Origin of the sequence: Bradyrhizobium sp. GCM10028915, from assembly GCF_042666195.1 — a bacterium.
Lineage (GTDB): Bacteria > Pseudomonadota > Alphaproteobacteria > Rhizobiales > Xanthobacteraceae > Bradyrhizobium > Bradyrhizobium canariense_D.
In genome coordinates this window covers 36,701-58,228 of record NZ_JBHTFN010000071.1, presented here as the reverse complement: position 1 = coordinate 58,228, position 21,528 = coordinate 36,701, and the positions used below count along the sequence as shown (strand labels likewise).

Here is a 21,528-nt window from a genome sequence, read left to right as displayed (position 1 = left end):
GGGTTCAGATCGCATCGCGACGAGATGCCGGTTGGTTGATCGACGCGGAGCAATTTCATCCGGAAGTCAGCGTGCGCGCGCATCACCTCATCATGATCGTCGTTGGCTTGTTCGTGGTTCTCGCCGGATTCGACGCAGCGTTGACGACCTTTGCACACCCGACACTCAGGGCCGCTTCGCAGTCGGCGCCGCCCGTCGCACCGCTCCTTTTCGGAGGCGACTGATCGCACGCCGGCATCACAACAGCCATCAAACAGGAGGTCGCATTGACCGACATCGCACAGCAGGGAAGACAACCGCAGAGGTTTCTCGCGTCCGATCAAGAACAGCGATTGGTTGCGATGTGGAGACTTGGAGTGGTCGCCTTCTATGGCTCGCTCCTGGCGCTGGTGATTGCCTTCGCGGCAATGAGCAAGGCGCCCCGAGAGCGCCAAGCCAACCTGGCCTCCGACGATTTCGTTACCCACTACATTTCGAACCCGCCGGCGCCGTAGGCGATCGGGACGAGCGACAGCAAAGCATATGAGGACAATCGTGAACAATCACAACCGTGCTGCGTCTCCAATTCGGGCCAGATCTCCAGCATCGCACGACAGAAAGCGAACAGGCGGCGAGACGCGCCTGATGATTCTCGTTCTGCTGGGATTCGGCCTCGTTCACGTGATCGGCGCGATCCTCATTCAGCGCGCGTCGACCGAGCGAGGTGATCCGCCCCTGATCCTCGCTTCGCACACCGACTGACGGCCGCCACATGCAGCCGGTTCATGGGATTTGAAAACCAGGAGGCAACATTGCCAGCAATCATACGCACGATTTCCCGCACGGTCCTCTCGGTCATCGGTGCCGAATTGGCGAAGCACGCCCTCCTGTTATGCGCAGCGTGCGCCTTTGTGTTCGTGCTCTCACGAACCTACGGCCTGGATTTGAGCGCCGGATTCTTCTGACGTTCGCAATGGTGGCCGACATGACTGAAATCTGAAGACGCATCGTCGTCGATGCGCAAGTCCTGAGGAGCTGAGATGTACGTTGGCCGGATATTGTCCACGCTTGGCGGACAAGGACCTATGCTCCTGGTGATCTCGCTTTGCGCAGGGCTGATGATCACTCCCTTCGCTCATCTCGGCTACGATCTTTTGCCTTTTTCGGCATTTCTTCTGACGCTGGGCTCGTTTCTTACGGCGGGTCTTGCCCCCTCTGAAGCCAGCATTCGTCCGCTCCTGATGGGCGTGGTACTTGCCTGGGTTGGCCTGGTGCTGCCATTCGCTGCTGCGATTCTGCTGTCCTTTGCTCCGCTTGATCCTGCGCTGCGGGCCGGCGTTCTGCTTTCACTGCTGGCGCCGCCGGTCGGAAGCGCCGCTGCGATCGCCGGAATGCTCGGTTTGCGACCACGTCTTGCACTGCTCGTTTCCATCGCACTGACCTTGCTCACGCCGATCTCGATTCCGAGTTTTGCCACGGTGCTCGGGCTTGGAATTGCATTCGACATGGGCGGGCTGGCAATCCGGCTCTTCAGCATTATCGGCGCTGCAGGCCTGGTGGCCTTCTTAGCCATGAGGTTTCGTCGTCATGTGATTCCCGTTCTGCCCGATCAAAGCGCCGCCACCGGGATCGCCGTTGTCGGGCTCATGATCGTGGGGCTTGCCACCTCGCAAGGCATACGGGCGCAATGGACCAGCAACGCCCTGCGTTTCGACGTGATGCTCGCCGCGGCGATCGTGTTCAATTTCGGTCTGTGCGTCCTCGCTGCCCTGACGTTCGCGAGGCTGGGGTGGCAAACCGCCGGTACCATCGGTCTCGTGAGCGGAAACCGCAACGTCACGCTCGTGTGGGCAGCGGCGAGCTTCGGTCTGCCGTCGCTGGCGGAAGGTTATGTCGCTGCGTGCGTCATCCCGGTCCTCGCGCTTCCCCTCATCATCAAGCTTTGTCTTAGACTACCATCCTTCAGCCGCTTCATCCCACAAAACCGGTGACCCAAAGAGTACACGCTTGACCTGGTGCTCAAACAAAAAGGCACGACGCTTGCGGCGCCGTGCCTTCCGCATTCATGAGGCTCGATCTCAGCTGTAGATTTCGAACAGTCCGGCACCGCCCTGGCCGCCGCCGATGCACATCGTCACGACGCCCCATTTGGCCTTGCGGCGCTTGCCTTCCTGGAGGATGTGGCCGGTGAGACGCGCGCCGGTCATGCCGAACGGATGGCCGATCGCGATCGAGCCGCCGTTGACATTGTACTTGGCGGGATCGATTCCGAGCTTGTCGCGCGAATAGATGCACTGGCTGGCGAAGGCTTCGTTGAGCTCCCAGAGATCGATGTCGTCGATCTTCAGGCCATGACGCTTCAACAGCTTCGGCACGGCAAAGATCGGGCCGATGCCCATCTCGTCCGGCTCGCAACCCGCGGCCGCCCAGGCGACGAAGCGGCCCATGGGATTGAGGCCGCGCTTCTCCGCGTCCTTGGCTTCCATCAGCACCACGGCCGCGGCGCCGTCCGACAGCTGGCTGGCGTTGCCGGCCGTGACGAACTTGCCGGGGCCCCTGACGGGCTCGAGCTTGGCGAGACCTTCCAGCGTGGTCTCGGGCCGGTTGCACTCGTCGCGGTCGACGACGTAATCGACGATCGACTCGGCCTTGGTCGCCTTGTCGACCACCTTCATCTTAGTCTTCATCGGGACGATCTCGTCCTTGAACTTGCCGGCCTGCTGCGCGGCGGCCATGCGGCGCTGCGACTCCAGCGAATACTCGTCCTGATATTCACGGCTGAGATTGTAGCGCTCGGCGACGATATCGGCGGTGTCAATCATCGCCATGAAGATCGCCGGTGCCGTCTTGAGCAGTTCGGGATCGATCGATTCCTTCGGCGTGCCGCCGCCCGGCATCGAGATGCTCTCGACGCCGCCTGCGACGATGCAGTCGGAACCGTCCGAGCGGATCGAGTTGGCGGCCATCGCGATGGTCTGGAGACCGGACGAGCAGAACCGGTTCACCGAGACGCCCCCGGTCGATTTCGGCATTCCCGCCAGCAGCGCGGCCTGGCGGCCGATGTTCGGCGCGCCATGAGCGCAATTGCCGAGATAGCAATCCTCGACATAGTCCTTCTCGACGCCGGCGCGGTCGACTGCGTGGTGAATGGCGTGGGCCGCGAGCGACATCGGCGGGGTGATGTTGAACCCGCCGCGGCCGGATTTCGCGAGGCCCGTGCGTGCATAGGAAACGATGACGGCTTCACGCATTGTTTTCTCCCTTTCGAACGATTTTGACCGGAGCATCGGTCGAGGTTTCTCGGCGCCATTGGTACACAATGTCCGGCGGTCGCGGGAGAAATAAAAACGCCGCCCTCGCGAGAGGGGGGCGTTGTTCCGCGGGTCGGAATATGTCGGCGGATCAGAACGTCAGCGCCTTGACCTGCTTGACCTGCGGCAGAGCCTGCACCTTGGCAAGCAGATCGGCCGGCACCGCGCCGTCGACCTCGATCAGCGCGATGGCATCGGAGCCCGGCGCAACGCGGCCAAGATGGAAGGTCGCGATGTTGATCTTGGCATCGCCGAGCAGGCTCGCGAACTTGCCTATGAAACCCGGCTTGTCCTCGTTGGTCACGTAGATCATCGACTTGCCAAATTCAGCGTCGACGCGGATGCCCTTGATGTCGACCAGGCGCGGCTTGCCGTCGGCATAGACCGTGCCCGAGACCGACCGCTCCTGCCGCTCGGTGGTGACGGTGACGGTGATCAGGCTTTCATAGTCACTCTGGGCGGCGCGGACGATCTCGTCCACCACCATGCCGCGCTCCTTGGCGACGACGGGCGCGGAGACGACGTTGACCTCACCCAGCATCGGCCGCAGCAGGCCCGACAGCACGGCGGAGGTGATCGCCTTGATCTTCATCTCGGCCACGTGGCCCTCATAGGTGATCTCGACCTTGAGGATGCCGCTCTCGGTGAGCTGTCCCGCGAACGAACCGAGCTTTTCAGCGAGCGCGATGAACGGCTTCAGCTTCGGCGCCTCTTCCGCCGTGATCGAGGGGAAGTTGACGGCATTCGAGATCGCGCCGGTGAGCAGGTAATCCGACATCTGCTCGGCAACCTGGAGCGCGACGTTCTCCTGCGCCTCGGTGGTGGACGCGCCGAGATGCGGCGTGCAGATCACGTTGGGATGACCGAACAGCACATTCGCGGTGGCGGGCTCCTCGACAAAGACGTCGAAAGCGGCGCCGGCGATGTGCTTGGAATTCAAAGCGTTGACCACGGCCTGCTCGTCGACGAGACCGCCGCGGGCGCAGTTGATCAGGCGCACGCCCTTCTTCATCTTGGCGATCGCGGCTGCGTCGATGATGTTCCTGGTCTTCTCGGTGAGCGGGGTGTGCAGGGTGATGAAGTCGGCGCGCTTGAAGAGGTCGTCGAGCTCGACCTTCTCGACGCCGATGTCCCTGGCGCGCTCCGGCGACAGGAACGGATCGAACGCGATCACCTTCATGCGCAGGCCGAGCGCGCGGTCGGCGACGATCGAGCCGATGTTGCCGCAGCCGACGACTCCGAGCACCTTGCCGGTGATCTCGACGCCCATGAAGCGGTTCTTCTCCCACTTGCCGGCCTGGGTCGAAGCGTCCGCCTGCGGAATCTCGCGCGCCAGCGCCAGCATCAGGGTGATGGCGTGCTCGGCGGTCGTGATCGAATTGCCGAACGGCGTGTTCATCACGATGATACCCTTGGCCGTGGCGGCAGGAATCTCGACGTTGTCGACGCCGATGCCGGCGCGGCCGATCACCTTGAGGTTGGTCGCCTTCTCGAGGATCTTCGCGGTCGCCTTGGTCGCGGAGCGGATCGCGAGGCCGTCGTAATTGCCGATGATCTCGGCGAGCTTGTCCTTGTCCTTGCCGAGATTGGGCTGGAAGTCGACTTCGACGCCGCGGTCTTTGAAGATCTGCACAGCAGCGGGAGAGAGCGCGTCGGAAATGAGAACTTTGGGTTTGGTCATGGAGATGTGTCCTTCGCCGTCCCTAGAGGGAGATCGGCCTGAGGGCCGGAATGGGGAATTGCTCGGAAGCTCTTTGCTCTCCCTCTCCCCGTTCTTACGGGGAGAGGGTCGGGGTGAGGGGCAGCCACAGGCGAGGTGCTCGCGGAGAGAGCCCCTCACCCGGATCGCTGCGCGACCCGACCTCTCCCCGTAAGAACGGGGAGAGGTAAAAACTACGCCGCCTTGGCGAGCGCGGCCTTGGTCTCGGCGAAGGCCCAGTCGATCCACTGGGTCAGCAGCGCGACATCACTGGCCTCGACGGTGGCGCCGCACCAGATACGCAGGCCGGCGGGCGCATCGCGATAGTAGGCGAAGTCGTAGCCCGCGCCCTCTTTCTCGACCAGCGCCACCAGCTTCTTGCTGAACTCGGCCTGCGCGTCCTCGGAGAGTGAGGTGATCGCGGGATCGGTGAACTTCAGGCACACCGAAGTGTTGGAGCGGATTGCGCCGTCCTTGGCGAGGAAGTCGATCCAGGGCGTCTTAGCCTTCCAGTCGGCGAGCACCTTGGTGTTGGCGTCGGCGCGCGCGATCAACGCCTTCAGGCCGCCGATCGACTTGGCCCAGTTCAGTGCGTCGAGATAATCCTCGACGCAGAGCATCGACGGCGTGTTGATGGTCTCGCCGACGAAAATGCCTTCGTTGATCTTGCCGCCCTTGGTCATGCGGAAAATCTTCGGCAGCGGCCAGGCCGGCTTGTAGGTTTCGAGCCGCTCCACCGCGCGGGGCGACAGGATCAGCATGCCATGCGCGGCTTCGCCGCCGAGCGCCTTCTGCCAGGAGAAGGTGACGACGTCGAGCTTGGCCCAGTCGAGGGGTTGCGCGAACGCGGCCGAGGTGGCGTCGCAGATGGTCAGGCCTTCGCGGGTCGCGCTGATCCAGTCGGCGTTCGGCACGCGCACGCCCGAGGTGGTGCCGTTCCAGGTGAAGACGACGTCGGACTTCGGATCGACCTTGGAGAGGTCGGGGATCTCACCGTAAGCCGCGTTGAGCTTGGTGACGTCCTTGAGCTTCAATTCCTTGACGATGTCGCTGACCCAGCCCTCGCCAAAGGATTCCCAGGCGAGCGTGGTGACGGGCCGCGCACCCAGCATCGACCACAGCGCCATCTCGACCGCGCCGGTATCGGAGGCCGGCACGATGCCGATGCGATAATCAGCGGGCACTTCGAGCACTTCGCGCGTCAAATCGATCGCGAGCTTGAGCTTGGTCTTGCCGACCTTCGCGCGATGCGAACGGCCGAGCGCTGCGTCCTTGAGATTTTGGGCATTCCATCCGGGGCGCTTGGCGCAGGGGCCGGAGGAAAAATGCGGCACGTTCGGCCGCGAAGCGGGCTTCGCTACAGTCATCGTCTACCCTTCCAGATAGTAAGCCTCCCGTTGGGGGGAGGTGTCCCGCCGCGGCTGATACGGGAATCGGGAAGACCAGTCAAGGAAGTTCCGGCGCCTCACGCGCGGGTGATGGCGCCTCCGGTGCGATCTTGGGGGAATCGACCACCGCCAGCGCGTTCAGCAAGCCCGTGGCATCGCTGATCAATTGCGCGGCGCGGCGGCGGCTGCCGACTTTCAAAATGCATTTGTCATTGGCCTGCACGACGTAGTCGTTGCCGACCTTGATCATCGAATAGCTTGTCATCGAAATCCCCGAACCGATCGAGCCCGGTTTCGACGTCCCGTAGCACCGTTCGTTCCTTCACCAACGTGAACGCCGTGACGGTGGTTTATCAGCTCTTAATATGAACGTACGCGCGATCCGATTTCGCTGATCGCGCAAGGCTCATAGCGTGCTGCGTCAAAAGCGGACAGTCATGCCGACGTGACTCGCCGTGAACCCAAGCCGCTTGTAGAAGCGCTGCGCATCTGTTCGCGTCTGATGCGTCAGCAGTTCGACGAGATTGCAACCGCGCGCTTTCGCTTCCGTCACCGCCCATTGCACCAATTGCTCGCCGATGCCGCGGCTGCGGCAATCGGAAGCGACGCGGACGTCTTCGAGCAGACCGCGCAAGCCGCCTTGCGAGCTGAGACCCGGCAGGATCGCGAGCTGCAGGCAGCCGACCATCCTGCCCCCGCTCTCGGCAACCACAAGGTGGATATTTTGATCGCGCTCGACCCGCGCGAATGCCTCGTAATAGGACGCAGGCAACGGGTCTTCCACGCGCTCCCGTGCGCTCCCGAGATGATCGTCGGCGAGCATCGTCACGATCGCAGCAACATCTTCGCGGCGCGCGGGACGAATGGAGACAGATTCGGCGTTCATAAAGTTACTCCTGCCTCAAGCGCGCCTAACGCACCTTGGGTATCCCAAGAAAGGTCTCGGCTTCGCCGATCCAGCGGCGGATGGCGGCATAGCGACCGAGATCGAAGCCGCCTTCATGCGCGACGCGCGTATAGGCAAGCAGCGAGACGTCGGCAAGCGAAACGTCATCACCGGCGAAGAAGCGGTTTGCCGCCAGATGCTGCTCCATGCGATCGAGCGCCGCGTAGCCGCGCTTGACCTTTTCAGGATCGAGCTCGGAGGCGTCCTTGCCGAGATAGACGAGCTGGAAGCGGCACACCGCGATATAGGGCTCGTGGCTGTATTGTTCCCAGAACAGCCATTCGTCCATCTTGGCGGCAGTGAAGGCGTCGCCCGGAATGAGCGCACTGTCGCGCGCGAGATAGCGGATGATGGCATTGGACTGCGCCAGCGTGCGACCGTCGTCGAAAGCGACGGTGGGCACCTGGCCGGCACCGTTCATCTGGAGGAATTGCGGCGTACGGGTCTCGCCCTTGCGGGTGTCGATCTCGATCCACTCGTAGAGCACCGCGAGCTTGTCGCAGACCCACTTCACCTTCAGACAATTGCCGGAATTGCTATCGCCGTAGATCCGCATCGGTGCCCCCGCGCATTCGGCGACAGAGCATCAGGACGGAAGAAAGCTGTCAACCGGCGGCGAAGGGCGGCGACGTCAGAATTTGTAGCCGAGGCCGAGACGCGCGTTGTTCAGCGTCACCTTCGTGTTCATGACGGGCGAGAATTGCACATACTCGTATTCCACGCGCGCGAACAGCCCGCTCCAAATGCAATATTCCAAGCCGATACCGGCGGTCCAGCCGACCACGAAATTGTTGGTTCGGTGCTGGGACTGCGTCTGCGACTGCGCGGGAACCGCCATGGGCGTTCCGATGATGGTGAACACGTTGCCGAATATGTCCGTCACGGTCGCATCCTGGCGCAGCTTCACATCGCTGGTCACGGTGCGCGAGACGTCCATGCGGGCGATGGCCGGGCCCGCGAACATGTAAGGCATGAAATCGCCGCCGTCCCAACCCACGCGCCCACGGAGTGAGACCATGTCCTTGACGGTCGCCGCGGCGGTGCCGGTCAATGTCGTGAGATAGTGGTTGGTCACGCCGGTGGGCTGGACGTCTCCAGGCGGGTTGACGATGTCGAGCGAGTTGGAGCCTGACGTCAACGTGGAAATCTTGTTGAAATAGCTGTAGGTGCCCTCGAGACCGAGAATGGCGTCGTACCATTGCCAGTTGCGACCAACGAAGCCGCCGAAATTCACGCCTTGCGTGCTTGTCTTGTTCATCAGCGACCAGGTCGAGGTCGGTTGCTGAAGCACGCTGTCGCGGAAGATGAAGTTGGTCAGGCCGACGACGCTCTGGCTGAAGTCGACCGCTGCGGACGAGTAACCGGCGGAGCCGCCGGCATAGAAGCCGTCCCAATTGCGGGTCGATTTTGACAGGCCGTCGGTGAAGCTGCCGCGCAGGAACGGCAGATCCGGCAGGTCGGCCGCATGCGCGGCAGAAACCGTCCCCAACATCGCCGCCGCCAACAAAAGCCTACGCATCGAACGCTCCATCGAACTCGAACTTTCGCTCGTGATCATGGCCCGTTAACCTTAACCAATGGTTGCGCCGGAGCCTTTCGTCGCCGCCCGCCATGAAAAATACGCAAAGCAAAACGGCGCGGGATGATCCCGCGCCGTTAAGAAGTCCTAACCGATCAGGCTGACGATCAGCCCTTGGTGACGAGCGGCGGCATGTAGGCCGGCGGGCTGTCGAGATTCCAGCGCACGCCGAGCTTCAGGTCGTGCGAGGTAATGTCCTTGAACTTGAAAACGTTGCCGGTGGTTGCCCCGGTGTAGGTCGACAAGACACCGGTTTGCCCCTCACCCATATCGACATAGCTGTAGGCCAGTTCGAGAACGAGGTTGGGATTGACCTTGTACGCGAGACCCGCATGGGCAGCCCACGCCAGGTTCCACTTCGAACCGGCTGGTGCGCTCGAGAAGCTCGCCGTCGAGAACGCAAGATCGTTGATGCCGGTATCGGTAAAGTTCGAGATGGAGACGCGTGCGCCGCCAACGCCGGCACCGATGAACGGCGTGATGCACCACCAGGTGCCCAGGTCGACATACGCGTTCGCCAAGACCAGCCATTCGGACTTGGATGCGCTGTAATTATCGATCCCGCTGTAGGGCACGCCGCCCGCGGTTCCGGTGAAACGATCCGTTCCCTTGAAATTCGAATTGCCGCGATACTGCCCGGTCACGTCCGCGCGGAACCAATTGTTGAACCGGTAACCCGCGCCGAGGCCAAAGATGCCGGCGGTGTCGAACGACGACTGCTGATTGAACGAGGTGAGCTGCGAATAGGCGGACTCGCGACCGTAGTGGAGATCGCTCGTCTTCTGATTGCTGAAGCCGACGTCGCCGCGCAGGTACCAGCCACCGAAGTCGGCGGGCGGAGCCGGGGGCGCGTACATCGGAGGGGGCGCCGCGATCGGCATGTCGGCGGCGAACGCCATCGAGGAGATCAGGGTTGCCGCACCCGCGGCAAGGAGAGACTTAACGCTACGCATTGGCTTCGTCCTTTTGGCCGGTGAGGCAATACGGCGCCTCACGTTCTGGAAACTCACGGCCCGGACGATGCCAGCAAATGTTTAAGCGCCACTTAACCCTAATTTTTAAGGTTGATTTTTTCTCAACTCGGACGCGCGGGCGGCGCGAGCGTTGCAAAAATGCAGCGCCAAATGCGACGCCGTCGCCGCATTTCCTAACGATGTATGAAGCCGCGTTGCAGCAAGTCAGGATATGTTAACGCGCGTGCCGCGGCAGCTTGGGCAGCAACACCGCAAGCAGGCCGATCGCCGGCAGATAGGCGCAAACCTGGTAGACGAACGCGATCGAGGTGTGGTCCGCGAGCTTGCCGAGCAAGGCGGCGCCCAGGCCGCCGATGCCGAAGGCGACACCGAAGAACACGCCGGAGATCATGCCGAAGCGATGCGGGACCAGCTCCTGCGCGAACACGATGATCGACGACGTGGTCGAGGAGATGATCAGGCCGATGATCACGGACAGCACCGCGCTCGCATAGAGCCCGGCATAGGGCAGCGCCAGCGTGAACGGCAGCGCCCCCAGGATCGAGATCCAGATCACGATCTTGCGGCCGAAGCGATCGCCCAGGGGACCACCGAGAAAAGCGCCGACCGCGTTCGCTGCGAGGAAAATGAAGAGATACATCTGCGCGGCTTGCGTCGACACGCCGAAGCGGTCGATCAGATAGAAGATGTAGTAGCTCGACAGGCTCGAGACGTAGAGCTGCTTCGAGAACAGCAGCGCGACCAGCACGAGGAGCGCAACGATGACGCGACGCGAATTCGGCGCGTCGGGATGGGCTTGATCCACCGCCGTCTTCTTCGCCTTGATCTGCGGTTCGTACCAGCGGCCGATGCGCCAGAGGATGAGGATCGCAAGGAAGGCGATCGAGGAGAACCAGGCGATGCTGCCCTGCCCGAACGGCACGACGATGAGCGCGGCGAGCACCGGTCCCATCGAGGTGCCAAAACTGCCGCCGAGCTGGAACACCGATTGCGCAAAACCGTAGCGGCCGCCGGAGGCGAGCCGCGCGATGCGCGCCGACTCCGGGTGAAACACCGCCGAGCCGAGGCCGACCAGAGCGGCTGCGACGAGGATGACGAGATATTGGTGGGCGGCGCTGAGCAGCAACAGACCGAAGAAGGTCGAGGCCATGCCGATCGACAGCGAATAGGGCTGCGCCTTCTTGTCGGTGTAGTGGCCGACCACCGGCTGGAGCAGCGAGGCCGTGAACTGGAAGGCCAGCGTGATCATGCCGATCTGCGCGAAGTCGAGCGCATAGGTGTCCTTCAGGATCGGATACACCGAGGCGATCAGCGACTGCATGGTGTCGTTGAGGAAGTGCGAGAAGCTGATGCCGGCCAGCACGACATAGGCCGGCCCCGCGGCACCTTTGGCGCCGGGCTCGACGTCGCTGACGAGGACGGGCTCCGTCAGTGTTTCCTCTGAGACGACGACAGGCTTGTTCACTGGAGCATCCCGGCGGGCGCGGCAGATTGCCGCGACAAGCTAGTTACGATGCGCGCGGCGACCGATCCACCGCCAAACACCCATGGCTGGAATGCGATTCGCCAGATTTCGCGGCCAAACTGCGGCCTGCATGGTTCGAGACGCCCGCCTGTGGCGGGCTCCTCACCATGAGGGTCTACGTCTTCGCCTGGAAACAAAACTTCATCCTGAGGAGCCCGCGAAAGCGGGCATCTCGAAGGATGGCTGCGAGTTCAGGCCGCGGCGTTCCCGAGCGCCGAGACGATGGTATCGACGACGTCCTCGACCAGGATGCGATCCTCGCCCTCGCCCATGACGCGGATCACCGGCTCGGTGCCGGAGGAGCGGATCAGCAGGCGGCCGTGGCCGTTGAGCCGCTGCTCGCCGTCGGAGATCGCCGACTTGACGTCGGAATTGTCGAGCGGCTTGCCGCCTTTATAACGGACGTTCTTCAGGATCTGCGGCAACGGATCGAAGCGGTGGCAGACTTCCGACACCGGCCGGCGCAGCTTCTGCACGACGGCAAGCACCTGCAATGCGGCAACGAAGCCGTCGCCGGTGGTGGCGTAGTCGGACAGGATGATGTGGCCGGACTGCTCGCCACCGAGATTGTAGCCGCCGTTCAGCATCTGCTCGAGCACGTAGCGATCGCCGACCGGCGTGCGCACGAGATCGAGCCCCTGCGCATTAAGGAAGCGCTCGAGCCCGAGGTTCGACATCACGGTGGCGACGATGCCCGATCGCGACAGCCGGCCGTCTTCCTTCCAGCTCTGCGCGATCACCGCGAGCAGCTGGTCGCCGTCGACGATGTGGCCGCGCTCGTCGACCAGGATGACGCGATCGGCGTCACCGTCGAGCGCGATACCGATGTCGGCGCGCATCTCGCGCACCTTCTTCGACAGCGCTTCCGGCGAGGTGGAGCCGCATTCCTTGTTGATGTTGAAACCGTCGGGCTCGACCCCGATCGGGATCACGTCGGCGCCCAGCTCCCATAGCGCTTCCGGCACCACCTTGTAGGCGGCGCCATTGGCGCAATCGACCACGACGCGCAGGCCGTCGAGCGACAGATCGCGCGGCAGCGTGCGCTTGGCGAATTCGATGTAGCGGTCATGCACGCCGTCGATGCGGCGGGCGCGGCCGAGACTGGCGCTCTGGGCGAGACGCTTGTCGATGGGCTCATCGAGCAGCTGCTCGATCTGCTTCTCGACGTCGTCGGAGAGCTTGAAGCCCTGCGGCCCGAACAGCTTGATGCCGTTGTCCTCGAACAGATTATGCGAGGCGGAGATCATCACGCCGAGATCGGCGCGCATCGACTTGGTCAGCATCGCGACCGCCGGCGTCGGCATCGGGCCGACCAGCAGCACGTCCATGCCGACCGAAGTGAAGCCCGCGACCATCGCGTATTCGATCATGTAGCCGGACAGGCGGGTGTCCTTGCCGATCACGACCCTGTGGCGGTGGTCACCGCGCTGAAACGCCAGGCCTGCGGCCTGGCCGACCTTGAGCGCGAGCTCCGGCGTGATCAGTCCGTTGGCGCGGCCCCGGATCCCGTCCGTCCCGAAATATTTGCGGCTCATATCGTCCCCCACGCAACAACCAGGGATCCCCAGCGCAACCTGCGGGTGCCCAAGCGGGACCCGCATCCCTGATTTGCTGAGGTCTTATAGAGCCATCACGGCTAACTTGGCTTCAAAAAATATGATGAATCATTACGGAACCGGGCGGCTCCCGGCCCCGATAACGTCTTGTTAACATTATATTTCCGTTGAAGATACTGGAACAGGGCGGAACCGGCACCTAGTCCGAGCGCTTCACATGGCCGTCGGCGCGGCTCGGCGCCGGCTGGGTGACACTGACGGGATCGGAGCCCGGAAAGGTCTCTTCCAGACCCTCCTCCAGCGCTTCCTCGAGATCATGCTTCTCCTTGATGTCCTCCGGCGTCGGTCCGGTGTGCGGCCTGGTCATGGCGCCCTCCTCTCCACAAAGGATTTGCAAACGATTTGGCTGTGCATCCAACCATGCTAGATGACCCCTCGATCTTCCGATGCAAGAGTCTTCCCATACAGGACTCTTCCGACAAGACGGGCCGGGAAACGTTCATGAAGCACATCACCTGTATCGACGATCTTCGCACACTGCATCAGCGCCGCGTGCCGAAGGCGTTCTTCGATTATTGCGACCGCGGCTCCTACGCCGAGGAAACGCTGCGCGCCAACCGCGAAGACATGCAGGCGATCAAGTTCCGCCAGCGCATTCTGGTCGACGTCTCCAAACGCGACACCGCGACCACGATCCTCGGCGAGCCCTCGACCATGCCGCTGATCCTCGCGCCGGTGGGCCTGCTCGGCATGCAGCATGGCGATGGCGAGATCCATGCCTGCCGTGCCGCGCAAGCGGCCGGTATCCCGTTCACGCAGTCGACGATGTCGATCTGCTCGATCGAGGACATCGCGGCCAATGTCGAGAAGCCGTTCTGGTTCCAGCTCTATGTGATGAAGGACCGCGGCTTCATCAAGGAGTTGATCCAGCGCGCGATCGCGGCGAAATGCTCCGCGCTGGTGCTGACCGTCGATCTCCAGGTCATCGGCCAGCGCCACCAGGACATCAAGAACGGCATGACGATCCCCCCCGAGTGGACGATGTCTAAATTTCTGGATTTCGCCACAAAGCCCGCGTGGGTCTCCGGCGTGCTGCGGGGCAAGCGCCGTACCTTCGGCAACATCGCCGGCCACGTGAAGAACACCGAGGACCTCAATCGCCTCGCCGAATGGACCGCCTCGCAGTTCGACACGTCGTTGAACTGGAAGGACGTCGAGTGGGTCCGCAGCATCTGGCCTGGCAAGCTGATCATCAAGGGCATTCTGGACGTCGAGGACGCCGAGGAAGCCGCCAAGACCGGCGCGCAGGCTCTCGTCGTCTCGAACCATGGCGGCCGTCAGCTCGACGGCGCGCCGTCATCGATCGAGGTGCTGCCCGAGATCGCCGAGGCGGTCGGTGACAGGATGGAGATCATGTTCGACGGCGGCATCCGCTCCGGCCAGGACGTGATGCGCGCACTCGCGCTCGGCGCGAAGTCCTGCATGATCGGCCGTGCCTACGCCTATGGCCTTGGCGCCGGCGGTCAGGCCGGCGTCGCCAAGGCGATCGACATCATCCAGAAGGAGCTGCTCACCACCATGGGCCTGTGCGGCGTCAACAGGATTGACGAGATCGACGAACATATCATCGCGATGTGAACCGCAGCGGCAGTGCCGTAGGGCGGGCAAAGCGAAGCGTGCCCACCAATTCGCAAATCGTAGGGTGGGCACGGCGCTTCGCGCCTTTGCCCACCCTAAGATTTCAGCGTTCGCCCTCACATCGGCGGCGTCACCCCATCGCGGCCGACATTCACCCGGTTGGCCTCAAGCGAACCATCGTCCTTCTTCACCGCGCCGAAAATGATCAGCTTGGCGCCGGGCTTGAGCTCGGATTTGTCGCTGGCGACGAAGGTGACGATCGGCGTGTCCGGCGGCACCACGACTTTCTTCTCGCCGTCCTTGTACTTGACCGTGATGTTCTGGCCGTCGGTGCCCTTCACCGTCTGCGCCACGGTGGCGTTGGTCATGGTCGAGTTGGCGCGCGCGTCCCAGGGACGAAAGCCCTCGGCCGCGCCGCGCTGGTTTTCAGGGAAGATGTGCACCGCGATCGCCTTCTGGGTGCCGTCGGGTTCGGGCAGGCCGGTGACGCCGATATAGGAGCCGTCCTTGATCTCCGACAACGACGTCTTCACCACCGCGAAGACGGCGACGTTGTCGGTCATGCGCACCTTCACGTCGGTTCCTTCGCGGGTCTTGATGCCGAGCGTGTTGCCGTCGACGCTCTCGATGATGCCGCGGATGCGCACCGTCGGCGTCTGCTGCGCCAGGGCGGATGACGTGACGATGCAGGCGGCGAACGCGGCCACGCCGAGGCGTGATATCCAGGTTCTCTTCGACATGTTGTTATTCTCCATTTACATCGGCGGCGTCAGGCCGTCGCGGCCGACGCTGACGCGGTTGGTTTCGAATGAGCCGTCCGGCAGCTGCTTCATGAAGGCGATCACCTTGGCGCCGGCCTTCAGATCGGATCTGTCGCCGGGGACAAAGGTCACCACCGGCGTATTGTCGGCGACGAACACCTTCTTCTCGCCGTCCTTGTACTTGACCAGCAGCGTATGACCGTCATTGCCGACCACGCTCTCCGACACGGTCGCATTGGTCATGCTGGAATTGGGCTTGAGGTCATAGGGTCGCGAGCCCTCGCCGGTGCCGCGCATGCTCTCCGGAAACACGTGCACCTCGACCGCGTTCGCGCCGCCGTCCGGTCCCGGCACGGTGGTGGCGCCGACGAAGGAGCCGGGCTTGATGTCGGCAAGTGAAATCTTCGTAATGCCCGACACGTTCACGTCGGAGGCGATGTGCAGCTTGACATCCTCGCCGCTGCGCGCCTTGACCTGCATCGTGTCGCCATTGACGCTTTCGATCGTGCCTCGCACGCGCGTCGGCACCGGCGCCCTTTGCGCAAGGGCCGAGAGGGTCGAGACGGCCACCATCGCGACGGCGATGAGCGGACGTGTGAAAGTTGCACGTTGAACAGACATGATGGTCTCCGATTGCGCCCTATTGTCCCTACGGACATAGAACTCCGGAGATTACGCGCTATTCTCTCAAGTCTTTGTGAGATCGGCCTCGACCAGCGCACGCAGCTCGGCCGTGACCTGCGGCCGCTGGCCGAACCACAGCTCGAAGCCGCGGACCGCCTGATGCAGCAGCATGCCGAGCCCGTCGGCGGTCTTCAGTCCGCGCGCCTGTGCGGCCGCCAGCAGCGGCGTCACCAGCGGGACATAGACGAGATCGGCGATCACGGCGCCATCCGGCAGGCGCGCCACTTCAAGGTCGAGTGAAGGCTGGCCGTGCATGCCGAGCGAGGTTGTGTTCACGAGAAGTTTTGCACGCGGCAGAATGTGGTCGATGCCGTCCCACGCAACAGGATGCACCTTCGGCCCGAACTGCCTTGCAAGCATCTCGGCCCGGCCGACGGTGCGATTGGCGAGATGGAGGCGCTTGATGCCGCGTTCAAGCAACCCGAACACGATGGCGCGCGAGGAGCCGCCGGCGCCGAGCACCAGCGCCTCTTCGGCTGCGTCCCAGCCGGGCGCGCTGGCATCGAGATTGCCGATAAAGCCCTCGACGTCAGTGTTGGTCGAGCGCAGCTCGCCGTCCGCAAACCACAGCGTGTTGGCCGCACCGACCGCGCGCGCGCGGGCATCGGGCGTCGACAGCTCGAGCACGCCTTCCTTGTGCGGGATGGTGACGTTGGCGCCGACGAACCCGCGCAACGACAGCCGCAGGACGAAGTCACGCAAATTATCGGGTGGAACCGCCTCGATGACATAGCCGCCCTCGATCCCGAGCGTGCGCAGCCAGTATCGATGGATCAGCGGCGAGCGCGAATGCGCGGCCGGCCATCCGATCAGACAGGCTGCGGGAGCCTTGGTCACGGTCGTCCTCCCCTAGGGTCGTTTCGGAGGCGATCCATTTCGTGTCCCGCAGGCGCTGTCAAGCGCGCGGGGCGTCTCGGGAGAGGCTCGACGTCAGGTCGTGCCCGCCTCACCACCCGCGGGCAGCGCCGCGCCGCCCTTGATGTCGGCGACCGCACGCGCGATGGTCTCGCGATAGCGCGCGCGTGGCGGCGTGACGCCATGGGTGAGCAGCGCACGGCGGACCGCAGGCGACGCCCCTGTGATGAACAGCCGGATGCCCTGGCGGTGGGCCTTGGCGGCGACGCGGCCGAGCACGTTGGCCGCGGTCGAATCCAGGAACGGCACGTCGGCGAAATCGACCACAAAACCCTTGCGCTTGTCGGCGATGCCGTCGAGCACACTGCCGATCGCCGAGGCCGCGCCGAAGAAGAACGCGCCGGTGATGCGATAGACCAGCACGTCGCGATCGACCGCGAGTGCGGGGTCGTAAGGCACGCGCCCGCCATTATCGTCATCGGGACGATCGGCGGCCACCAGTGGCGATCGTTCCTCGATGCCCGTCATTTCCGCCATGCGATGGATGAACAGGACCGCGCCAAGCGCGAAGCCAACCAGAATGCCCTCGGTCAGATCGCGGAAGATGGTGAGCAGGAAGGTTGCGAGCAGCACGACGGCATCGCCCCATGACGAGCGAAGGAGCGTCGCGAATTCGTGCTTCTCCGCCATGGTCCAGGCCACCACGACGAGCACGGCGGCGAGCGCGGCCAGCGGGATGTAGCTCGCGAGCGGCGCTGCGATCAGCATGAACAGCAGCAGGAAAACCGAATGCAGCATGCCCGCGAGCGGCCCCCGCGCGCCGGCGCGGATGTTGGTCGCCGTGCGCGCGATCAGCCCCGTGACACAGATGCCGCCGAACACCGCCGCGCCGACATTGGCGGCACCTTGCGCCACCAGCTCGCAATTGGAGCGGTGACGGCGTCCGGTCATGCCGTCGGCCACCACCGCCGACAGCAGCGATTCGATGGCGGCGAGCAGTGCGAAGGAGATCGCATCGGGCAGCACGGCGGTCGCCTTCGCGAGCGAGAATGCAGGCAAGGCTGGCGAGGGCAGTTCCCGCGGAATGCCGCCGAAGCGCGATCCGACGGTCTCGACCGGCAGCGACAGCACGGCACATGCGACCGCCGCGAGCACGACCGCGATCAGGATACCGGGCCAGGACGGCAGCCAGCGTCGCAGGCCGGCGATGATGGCAATGCTGACGATCGCAACCGCGACGGCCGACGGATTGACGGTGTGCAGGCCCCCGGCAAGCGCGACGAGTTTCGGGACGAATTCGCTGGGCTCCTTCGCGAGGAGCGTGATCCCGCCGAGATCGCGCAGCTGGCTGGCGAAGATGATGACGGCGATGCCGGCCGTGAAGCCAACCGTCACAGGATATGGAATGAACTTGATATAGGTGCCGATCCGCAGGAAGCCCGCAGCGATCAGGAACAGGCCCGCCATCAGCGTGGCCAGGACCACGCCGTCAACCCCGTGACGGTCGGCGGTCGCCGCAACCAGCACAATGAAGGCGCCGGCCGGACCGCCGATCTGGAATCGGCTGCCGCCGAGCAGTGACGCAATGAAGCCGCCGACAACAGCGGTGTAGAGTCCGCGGTCCGGCGTCACGCCCGAGGCGATCGCGATCGCCATCGACAACGGCAGCGCGACGATCGCGACCGTGAGGCCCGCGAACACATCGGCACGGAAATCCGATAAGCCATAGCCCTCGCGCCATACGGTGACGAGCTTTGGCAGATAGAGTTCGGTAAAGGTCGGCCGACGAGGCTGGTGCAGCTTGCCTGCGTGTTCGCCTGTGATGCTCATTTCAGCAAAATGCTCCGCTGCCCACAACGCTCCGATGCATCGTGCGGCCGCGTATCGGGGCGCGACGGTGCGTTAGTTAAGACTGCTCCCGAGCATGATCATTGCGGGATCATGCTCCCACCCGACGCGGCGGCCCCGGCTCCTTGAGCCGAACGCCACGTCCGCCGCCTTCGCTGCGCGCCTGTTCGCCGATCAGCTCGACGCCGGCGCGATCAAAGGCTTCGACCACTTTCATCAAGGTCTCGACCACGCCGCGGACATTGCCGGTGCTCGCCTCCATCCGCTGAATGGTCGGCAGCGAAACGCCTGCGAGCTCCGCCAAGGCCCTCTGGTCAATGCCGAGCAGCGCACGCGCTGCCCGCATCTGGAACGACGTGATCACCTTGGCCTCACCTATGAAAGATTATAAATGATGTCTGGAGCATGCACAATGATGAAAAATACATCATAAACGACCGAACGCAAGGGGAAGCTCGCCATGCGAGCCATCCGTCTCCACCGTCATTGCGAGGAGCGAAGCGACGAAGCAATCCAGAATTCCTCCGCGGAAAGACTGGATTGCTTCCGCCTTCGCTAAAGCTTCGGCGGACAAGTCGCTGCGCTCACAATGACGGTTGGGAGGAGCAGCGTGAGTCCAACCTTCGCCACGCCCATTGTGAAGCCCGTCACCTCACCCCTCTCCCCGTAAGAACGGCGAGAGGGAGTGAGACAGTGATGCGTCCCTTACTTCGGCAGACCGATCACGCCGCGTGCTGATGCGCTGCGATGATCTGGTCGGCGGCGCGCCCCGTGACTTCGGCCATGTGGTCGAACTGGCGGGTGAAGCTGCCGGCGCCTGCCGTGGCCGACCGCAGTTCGACAATCAACTCGCCGATCTCGGCTTCCGGCATCATGGCGCGGACGCAGTCCCATCCGCTCCAGCCGTCGCGGGTGTCAAAGCCGAGGATCTGGCCGCGCCGCGCCGACAGGATCGCGTTGATCTTGGCGGTGGCGTCGGTCGGGCAGACGATCTCGACCACATGGATCGGCTCCAGCAGCACCGACTGGCATTGCGGCAGGCCCTCGGTGAGCCCGACCCGCGCCGCCGTGCGGAAGGCGAGGTCGGAGGAATCCACGCTATGATAGGAGCCGTCGGTCAGCGTCACCTGCAAATCGGTGACCGGGAAACCGAGCGGGCCGCGGGCGAGCCCGTCGATGACCCCCTCTTCCACCGCGCCGATGTAGTTGCGCGGCACCGCGCCGCCGACCACCTTCTCGGCGAACTTGAAGCCCTCGCCGCGCGGCAGCGGCCTGATGTCGAGCACGACATCGCCGAACTGGCCATGCCCGCCAGACTGTTTCTTGTGGCGGCCGCGCTGGACGATCGGCTTGCGGATGGTTTCCTGATAGCCGATCGCGGGGGGATGCGAAGCGACCTTGACGCCGAAACGATCGCGCAGCCGCTCGCTCGCGACGCGCAAGTGCATCTCGCCCTGACCCCACAGCACGGTGTCGTGGGTCTGCGCGTTCATCACGAAGACGAGCGAGGGGTCCTCCTCGTGCAGCCGCATCAGCGCCTGGCCGAGCTTGACGTCGTCCTTGCGGTCGGTGGCCGCAACCGAGATCGCGAGCACCGGCGGAGTGGGTTCTACGGCGGTGAGCGCTGCCGGCTGGATCTTGCCGCTCGAGACCGTGTCGCCGGTCTTGATCGGGTCGAGCTTGGCGAGCGCCACCGTATCGCCGGCTTCCGCCGCGGTACGCTTGGTGTCGTAGGCCCCGGTGACGGCGAGGATGCCGGAGATGCGGCTGGCCCCTCCGGAGGAGGCTTGCAGCGTGGCACCGTCGTCGAGATGGCCAGCGAGCATGCGCGTCAGCGACAGCTTGCCGCCGTGCTGCGAATGCAACGTCTTGAAGACGAAGCCGAGGGCGTCCCTCGTTTCGGGAACGCCGAGACGTTTTGCCGTTTCCGCGATACCGGGCGCCTCGTGGCGCAACGCTTTCATCAAACGCAGCACGCCGTTTTCGCGTGCGGCGGCGCCCAGCAGCACGGGGCAGATCAGCCCGTCGCGCAATTCGCGGGCGAGATCGTCGAACACGGCATCGCGCGGCGGCTGGATGTCCTCGAGCAGCTGCTCCATCAGCGCATCGTCGTGATCGGCGAGCTTCTCCAGCATCGAAAAGCGGGCCTCCTTCTCGCGATCGAGATCGCCGCCTTGGAGCGCGACCACTTCGGAGGCCTTGTGCTCGCGGTAAATGAACGCACGCTCCAGCGCGAGATCGACGAAGCCCTCGATCAACTCGTCCTTCCAGATCGGGATCTGGCGCAGCACCAGCGGTACGCGCGAGGCGGGCTGGAGCATCTCGAGCGTCTCGCGGATGCGCTTGTTGGCGCGGTCGATCTTGTTGAGGAACAGAAAACGCGGGATCTTCAGCTCCTCCAGCTCGCGCAGGATGATCTGAAGCTGCGGCAGCTTCTTCTCGTCGGCTTCGCAGACCACGATTGCGGCATCGACCGCGGGCAGCGCGGCGCGCATGTCGTGGGCAAATTCGACGGAACCGGGACAATCGAGGAAGGTGTAGCTGTCGCCCATGAAACTCGTGGTGACGGCAGTCAGCCCGACGGTCATCTTGTGATGACGGGCCTCTGGCGTGGCGTCGCCGACGGAGGTTCCGGCATCGACGCTGCCGGCGCGCGGGATTGCGCCCGTTCGCGCCAGGATGGCTTCGAGAAGTGTGGTTTTACCGCTTTGGAAAGGGCCCACCAGCGCGATGCACCGTGGACCTCGGGGACTTCTGACGTCTTGTCCCATTCGCCGCCTCCTTG

Annotated in this window: 21 protein-coding genes; 4 read left to right on the top strand and 17 right to left on the bottom strand. The window is 63.8% G+C overall.

Features of this window, described 5'->3' with window-relative positions:
• The first annotated feature begins 35 nt into the window (after nt 1-35).
• From ACFQX9_RS35900 to ACFQX9_RS35890, 3 genes are all read left to right on the top strand, one after another.
• On the top strand, nt 36-224 hold the full coding sequence (locus ACFQX9_RS35900) for a hypothetical protein (RefSeq protein ID WP_018453567.1): 189 nt from the start codon (nt 36-38) through the stop codon (nt 222-224).
• A gap of 42 nt (nt 225-266) precedes the next feature.
• The gene (locus tag ACFQX9_RS35895) at nt 267-494 is read left to right on the top strand and encodes a hypothetical protein (RefSeq protein ID WP_377791878.1); all 228 of its coding nucleotides are present in this window, start codon (nt 267-269) and stop codon (nt 492-494) included.
• Between the two features lie 570 nt (nt 495-1,064).
• The gene (locus tag ACFQX9_RS35890; RefSeq protein WP_377791877.1) at nt 1,065-1,970 is read left to right on the top strand and encodes a hypothetical protein; all 906 of its coding nucleotides are present in this window, start codon (nt 1,065-1,067) and stop codon (nt 1,968-1,970) included.
• An 87-nt stretch (nt 1,971-2,057) separates the two neighbouring features.
• Here the strand turns inward: ACFQX9_RS35890 and ACFQX9_RS35885 are convergent, their stop codons facing one another.
• The 11 genes from ACFQX9_RS35885 to ACFQX9_RS35835 all read right to left on the bottom strand — a co-directional run bounded on the left by ACFQX9_RS35885 (nt 2,058) and on the right by ACFQX9_RS35835 (nt 13,324).
• Nucleotides 2,058-3,230, bottom strand: a complete 1,173-nt coding sequence (locus tag ACFQX9_RS35885) for a thiolase family protein (RefSeq protein WP_377791876.1) — start codon at nt 3,228-3,230, stop codon at nt 2,058-2,060.
• Nucleotides 3,231-3,381: 151 nt separating this feature from the next.
• A complete protein-coding gene (serA, locus tag ACFQX9_RS35880; RefSeq protein ID WP_247337608.1) occupies nt 3,382-4,971 on the bottom strand; it encodes a phosphoglycerate dehydrogenase in 1,590 nt (529 codons plus the stop codon).
• A gap of 212 nt (nt 4,972-5,183) precedes the next feature.
• Nucleotides 5,184-6,356 carry a phosphoserine transaminase gene (locus ACFQX9_RS35875; protein ID WP_377791875.1) on the bottom strand — a complete coding sequence of 391 codons (1,173 nt, stop codon included), beginning with the start codon at nt 6,354-6,356 and terminating at the stop codon, nt 5,184-5,186.
• A 79-nt stretch (nt 6,357-6,435) separates the two neighbouring features.
• Nucleotides 6,436-6,627, bottom strand: coding sequence for a hypothetical protein (locus tag ACFQX9_RS35870; RefSeq protein WP_240543165.1), 192 nt, complete (start codon nt 6,625-6,627; stop codon nt 6,436-6,438).
• Between the two features lie 171 nt (nt 6,628-6,798).
• Nucleotides 6,799-7,263 (bottom strand): GNAT family N-acetyltransferase, encoded by a 465-nt coding sequence (locus ACFQX9_RS35865; RefSeq protein WP_085348792.1) that lies wholly within the window; start codon nt 7,261-7,263, stop codon nt 6,799-6,801.
• A gap of 25 nt (nt 7,264-7,288) precedes the next feature.
• Complete coding sequence (locus tag ACFQX9_RS35860) at nt 7,289-7,879, bottom strand: glutathione S-transferase family protein (protein WP_085348793.1); 591 nt, start codon at nt 7,877-7,879, stop codon at nt 7,289-7,291.
• 75 nt (nt 7,880-7,954) lie between these two features.
• The gene (locus ACFQX9_RS35855; protein ID WP_377791874.1) at nt 7,955-8,842 is read right to left on the bottom strand and encodes an outer membrane protein; all 888 of its coding nucleotides are present in this window, start codon (nt 8,840-8,842) and stop codon (nt 7,955-7,957) included.
• Between the two features lie 167 nt (nt 8,843-9,009).
• Complete coding sequence (locus ACFQX9_RS35850; protein ID WP_240543166.1) at nt 9,010-9,855, bottom strand: outer membrane protein; 846 nt, start codon at nt 9,853-9,855, stop codon at nt 9,010-9,012.
• Between the two features lie 235 nt (nt 9,856-10,090).
• Nucleotides 10,091-11,341: an MFS transporter gene (locus ACFQX9_RS35845; protein WP_377791873.1), complete on the bottom strand. Its 1,251-nt coding sequence runs from the start codon at nt 11,339-11,341 to the stop codon at nt 10,091-10,093.
• Between the two features lie 251 nt (nt 11,342-11,592).
• Nucleotides 11,593-12,936 (bottom strand): phosphoglucosamine mutase, encoded by a 1,344-nt coding sequence (gene glmM, locus ACFQX9_RS35840; protein WP_085348797.1) that lies wholly within the window; start codon nt 12,934-12,936, stop codon nt 11,593-11,595.
• A 220-nt stretch (nt 12,937-13,156) separates the two neighbouring features.
• Nucleotides 13,157-13,324, bottom strand: a complete 168-nt coding sequence (locus tag ACFQX9_RS35835) for a hypothetical protein (protein ID WP_368507079.1) — start codon at nt 13,322-13,324, stop codon at nt 13,157-13,159.
• A gap of 134 nt (nt 13,325-13,458) precedes the next feature.
• On the opposite strand from ACFQX9_RS35835, the gene ACFQX9_RS35830 reads away from it, so the two are divergent.
• Nucleotides 13,459-14,595 (top strand): alpha-hydroxy acid oxidase, encoded by a 1,137-nt coding sequence (locus tag ACFQX9_RS35830; protein WP_018453552.1) that lies wholly within the window; start codon nt 13,459-13,461, stop codon nt 14,593-14,595.
• A 116-nt stretch (nt 14,596-14,711) separates the two neighbouring features.
• Here the strand turns inward: ACFQX9_RS35830 and ACFQX9_RS35825 are convergent, their stop codons facing one another.
• The 6 genes from ACFQX9_RS35825 to ACFQX9_RS35800 all read right to left on the bottom strand — a co-directional run bounded on the left by ACFQX9_RS35825 (nt 14,712) and on the right by ACFQX9_RS35800 (nt 21,514).
• Nucleotides 14,712-15,335, bottom strand: coding sequence for a hypothetical protein (locus tag ACFQX9_RS35825; RefSeq protein WP_377791872.1), 624 nt, complete (start codon nt 15,333-15,335; stop codon nt 14,712-14,714).
• A 15-nt stretch (nt 15,336-15,350) separates the two neighbouring features.
• Complete coding sequence (locus ACFQX9_RS35820) at nt 15,351-15,977, bottom strand: hypothetical protein (RefSeq protein ID WP_018453550.1); 627 nt, start codon at nt 15,975-15,977, stop codon at nt 15,351-15,353.
• 66 nt (nt 15,978-16,043) lie between these two features.
• Complete coding sequence (locus tag ACFQX9_RS35815) at nt 16,044-16,877, bottom strand: shikimate dehydrogenase (protein WP_018453549.1); 834 nt, start codon at nt 16,875-16,877, stop codon at nt 16,044-16,046.
• Nucleotides 16,878-16,970: 93 nt separating this feature from the next.
• Entirely contained in the window at nt 16,971-18,725 is a 1,755-nt protein-coding gene (locus tag ACFQX9_RS35810) for a SulP family inorganic anion transporter (RefSeq protein ID WP_018453548.1), read from the bottom strand.
• Nucleotides 18,726-18,834: 109 nt separating this feature from the next.
• Nucleotides 18,835-19,107, bottom strand: coding sequence for a helix-turn-helix domain-containing protein (locus tag ACFQX9_RS35805; RefSeq protein WP_007614761.1), 273 nt, complete (start codon nt 19,105-19,107; stop codon nt 18,835-18,837).
• Between the two features lie 358 nt (nt 19,108-19,465).
• Nucleotides 19,466-21,514 carry an elongation factor G gene (locus ACFQX9_RS35800; protein WP_204512355.1) on the bottom strand — a complete coding sequence of 683 codons (2,049 nt, stop codon included), beginning with the start codon at nt 21,512-21,514 and terminating at the stop codon, nt 19,466-19,468.
• Nucleotides 21,515-21,528 lie beyond the last annotated feature (14 nt).

Excerpts from the sequence above, each read along its gene's own strand:
- ACFQX9_RS35810 (WP_018453548.1), bottom strand. The coding sequence starts at position 18,725 with ATGAGCATCACAGGCGAACACGCAGGCAAGCTGCACCAGCCTCGTCGG.
- ACFQX9_RS35825 (WP_377791872.1), bottom strand. The coding sequence starts at position 15,335 with ATGTCGAAGAGAACCTGGATATCACGCCTCGGCGTGGCCGCGTTCGCC.
- ACFQX9_RS35820 (WP_018453550.1), bottom strand. The coding sequence starts at position 15,977 with ATGTCTGTTCAACGTGCAACTTTCACACGTCCGCTCATCGCCGTCGCG.
- ACFQX9_RS35870 (WP_240543165.1), bottom strand. The coding sequence starts at position 6,627 with ATGATCAAGGTCGGCAACGACTACGTCGTGCAGGCCAATGACAAATGC.
- glmM (WP_085348797.1), bottom strand. The coding sequence starts at position 12,936 with ATGAGCCGCAAATATTTCGGGACGGACGGGATCCGGGGCCGCGCCAAC.
- ACFQX9_RS35855 (WP_377791874.1), bottom strand. The coding sequence starts at position 8,842 with ATGCGTAGGCTTTTGTTGGCGGCGGCGATGTTGGGGACGGTTTCTGCC.
- ACFQX9_RS35890 (WP_377791877.1), top strand. The coding sequence starts at position 1,065 with ATGCTCCTGGTGATCTCGCTTTGCGCAGGGCTGATGATCACTCCCTTC.
- ACFQX9_RS35875 (WP_377791875.1), bottom strand. The coding sequence starts at position 6,356 with ATGACTGTAGCGAAGCCCGCTTCGCGGCCGAACGTGCCGCATTTTTCC.
- ACFQX9_RS35885 (WP_377791876.1), bottom strand. The coding sequence starts at position 3,230 with ATGCGTGAAGCCGTCATCGTTTCCTATGCACGCACGGGCCTCGCGAAA.
- serA (WP_247337608.1), bottom strand. The coding sequence starts at position 4,971 with ATGACCAAACCCAAAGTTCTCATTTCCGACGCGCTCTCTCCCGCTGCT.
- ACFQX9_RS35860 (WP_085348793.1), bottom strand. The coding sequence starts at position 7,879 with ATGCGGATCTACGGCGATAGCAATTCCGGCAATTGTCTGAAGGTGAAG.
- ACFQX9_RS35800 (WP_204512355.1), bottom strand. The coding sequence starts at position 21,514 with ATGGGACAAGACGTCAGAAGTCCCCGAGGTCCACGGTGCATCGCGCTG.
- ACFQX9_RS35850 (WP_240543166.1), bottom strand. The coding sequence starts at position 9,855 with ATGCGTAGCGTTAAGTCTCTCCTTGCCGCGGGTGCGGCAACCCTGATC.
- ACFQX9_RS35865 (WP_085348792.1), bottom strand. The coding sequence starts at position 7,263 with ATGAACGCCGAATCTGTCTCCATTCGTCCCGCGCGCCGCGAAGATGTT.
- ACFQX9_RS35835 (WP_368507079.1), bottom strand. The coding sequence starts at position 13,324 with ATGACCAGGCCGCACACCGGACCGACGCCGGAGGACATCAAGGAGAAG.
- ACFQX9_RS35830 (WP_018453552.1), top strand. The coding sequence starts at position 13,459 with ATGAAGCACATCACCTGTATCGACGATCTTCGCACACTGCATCAGCGC.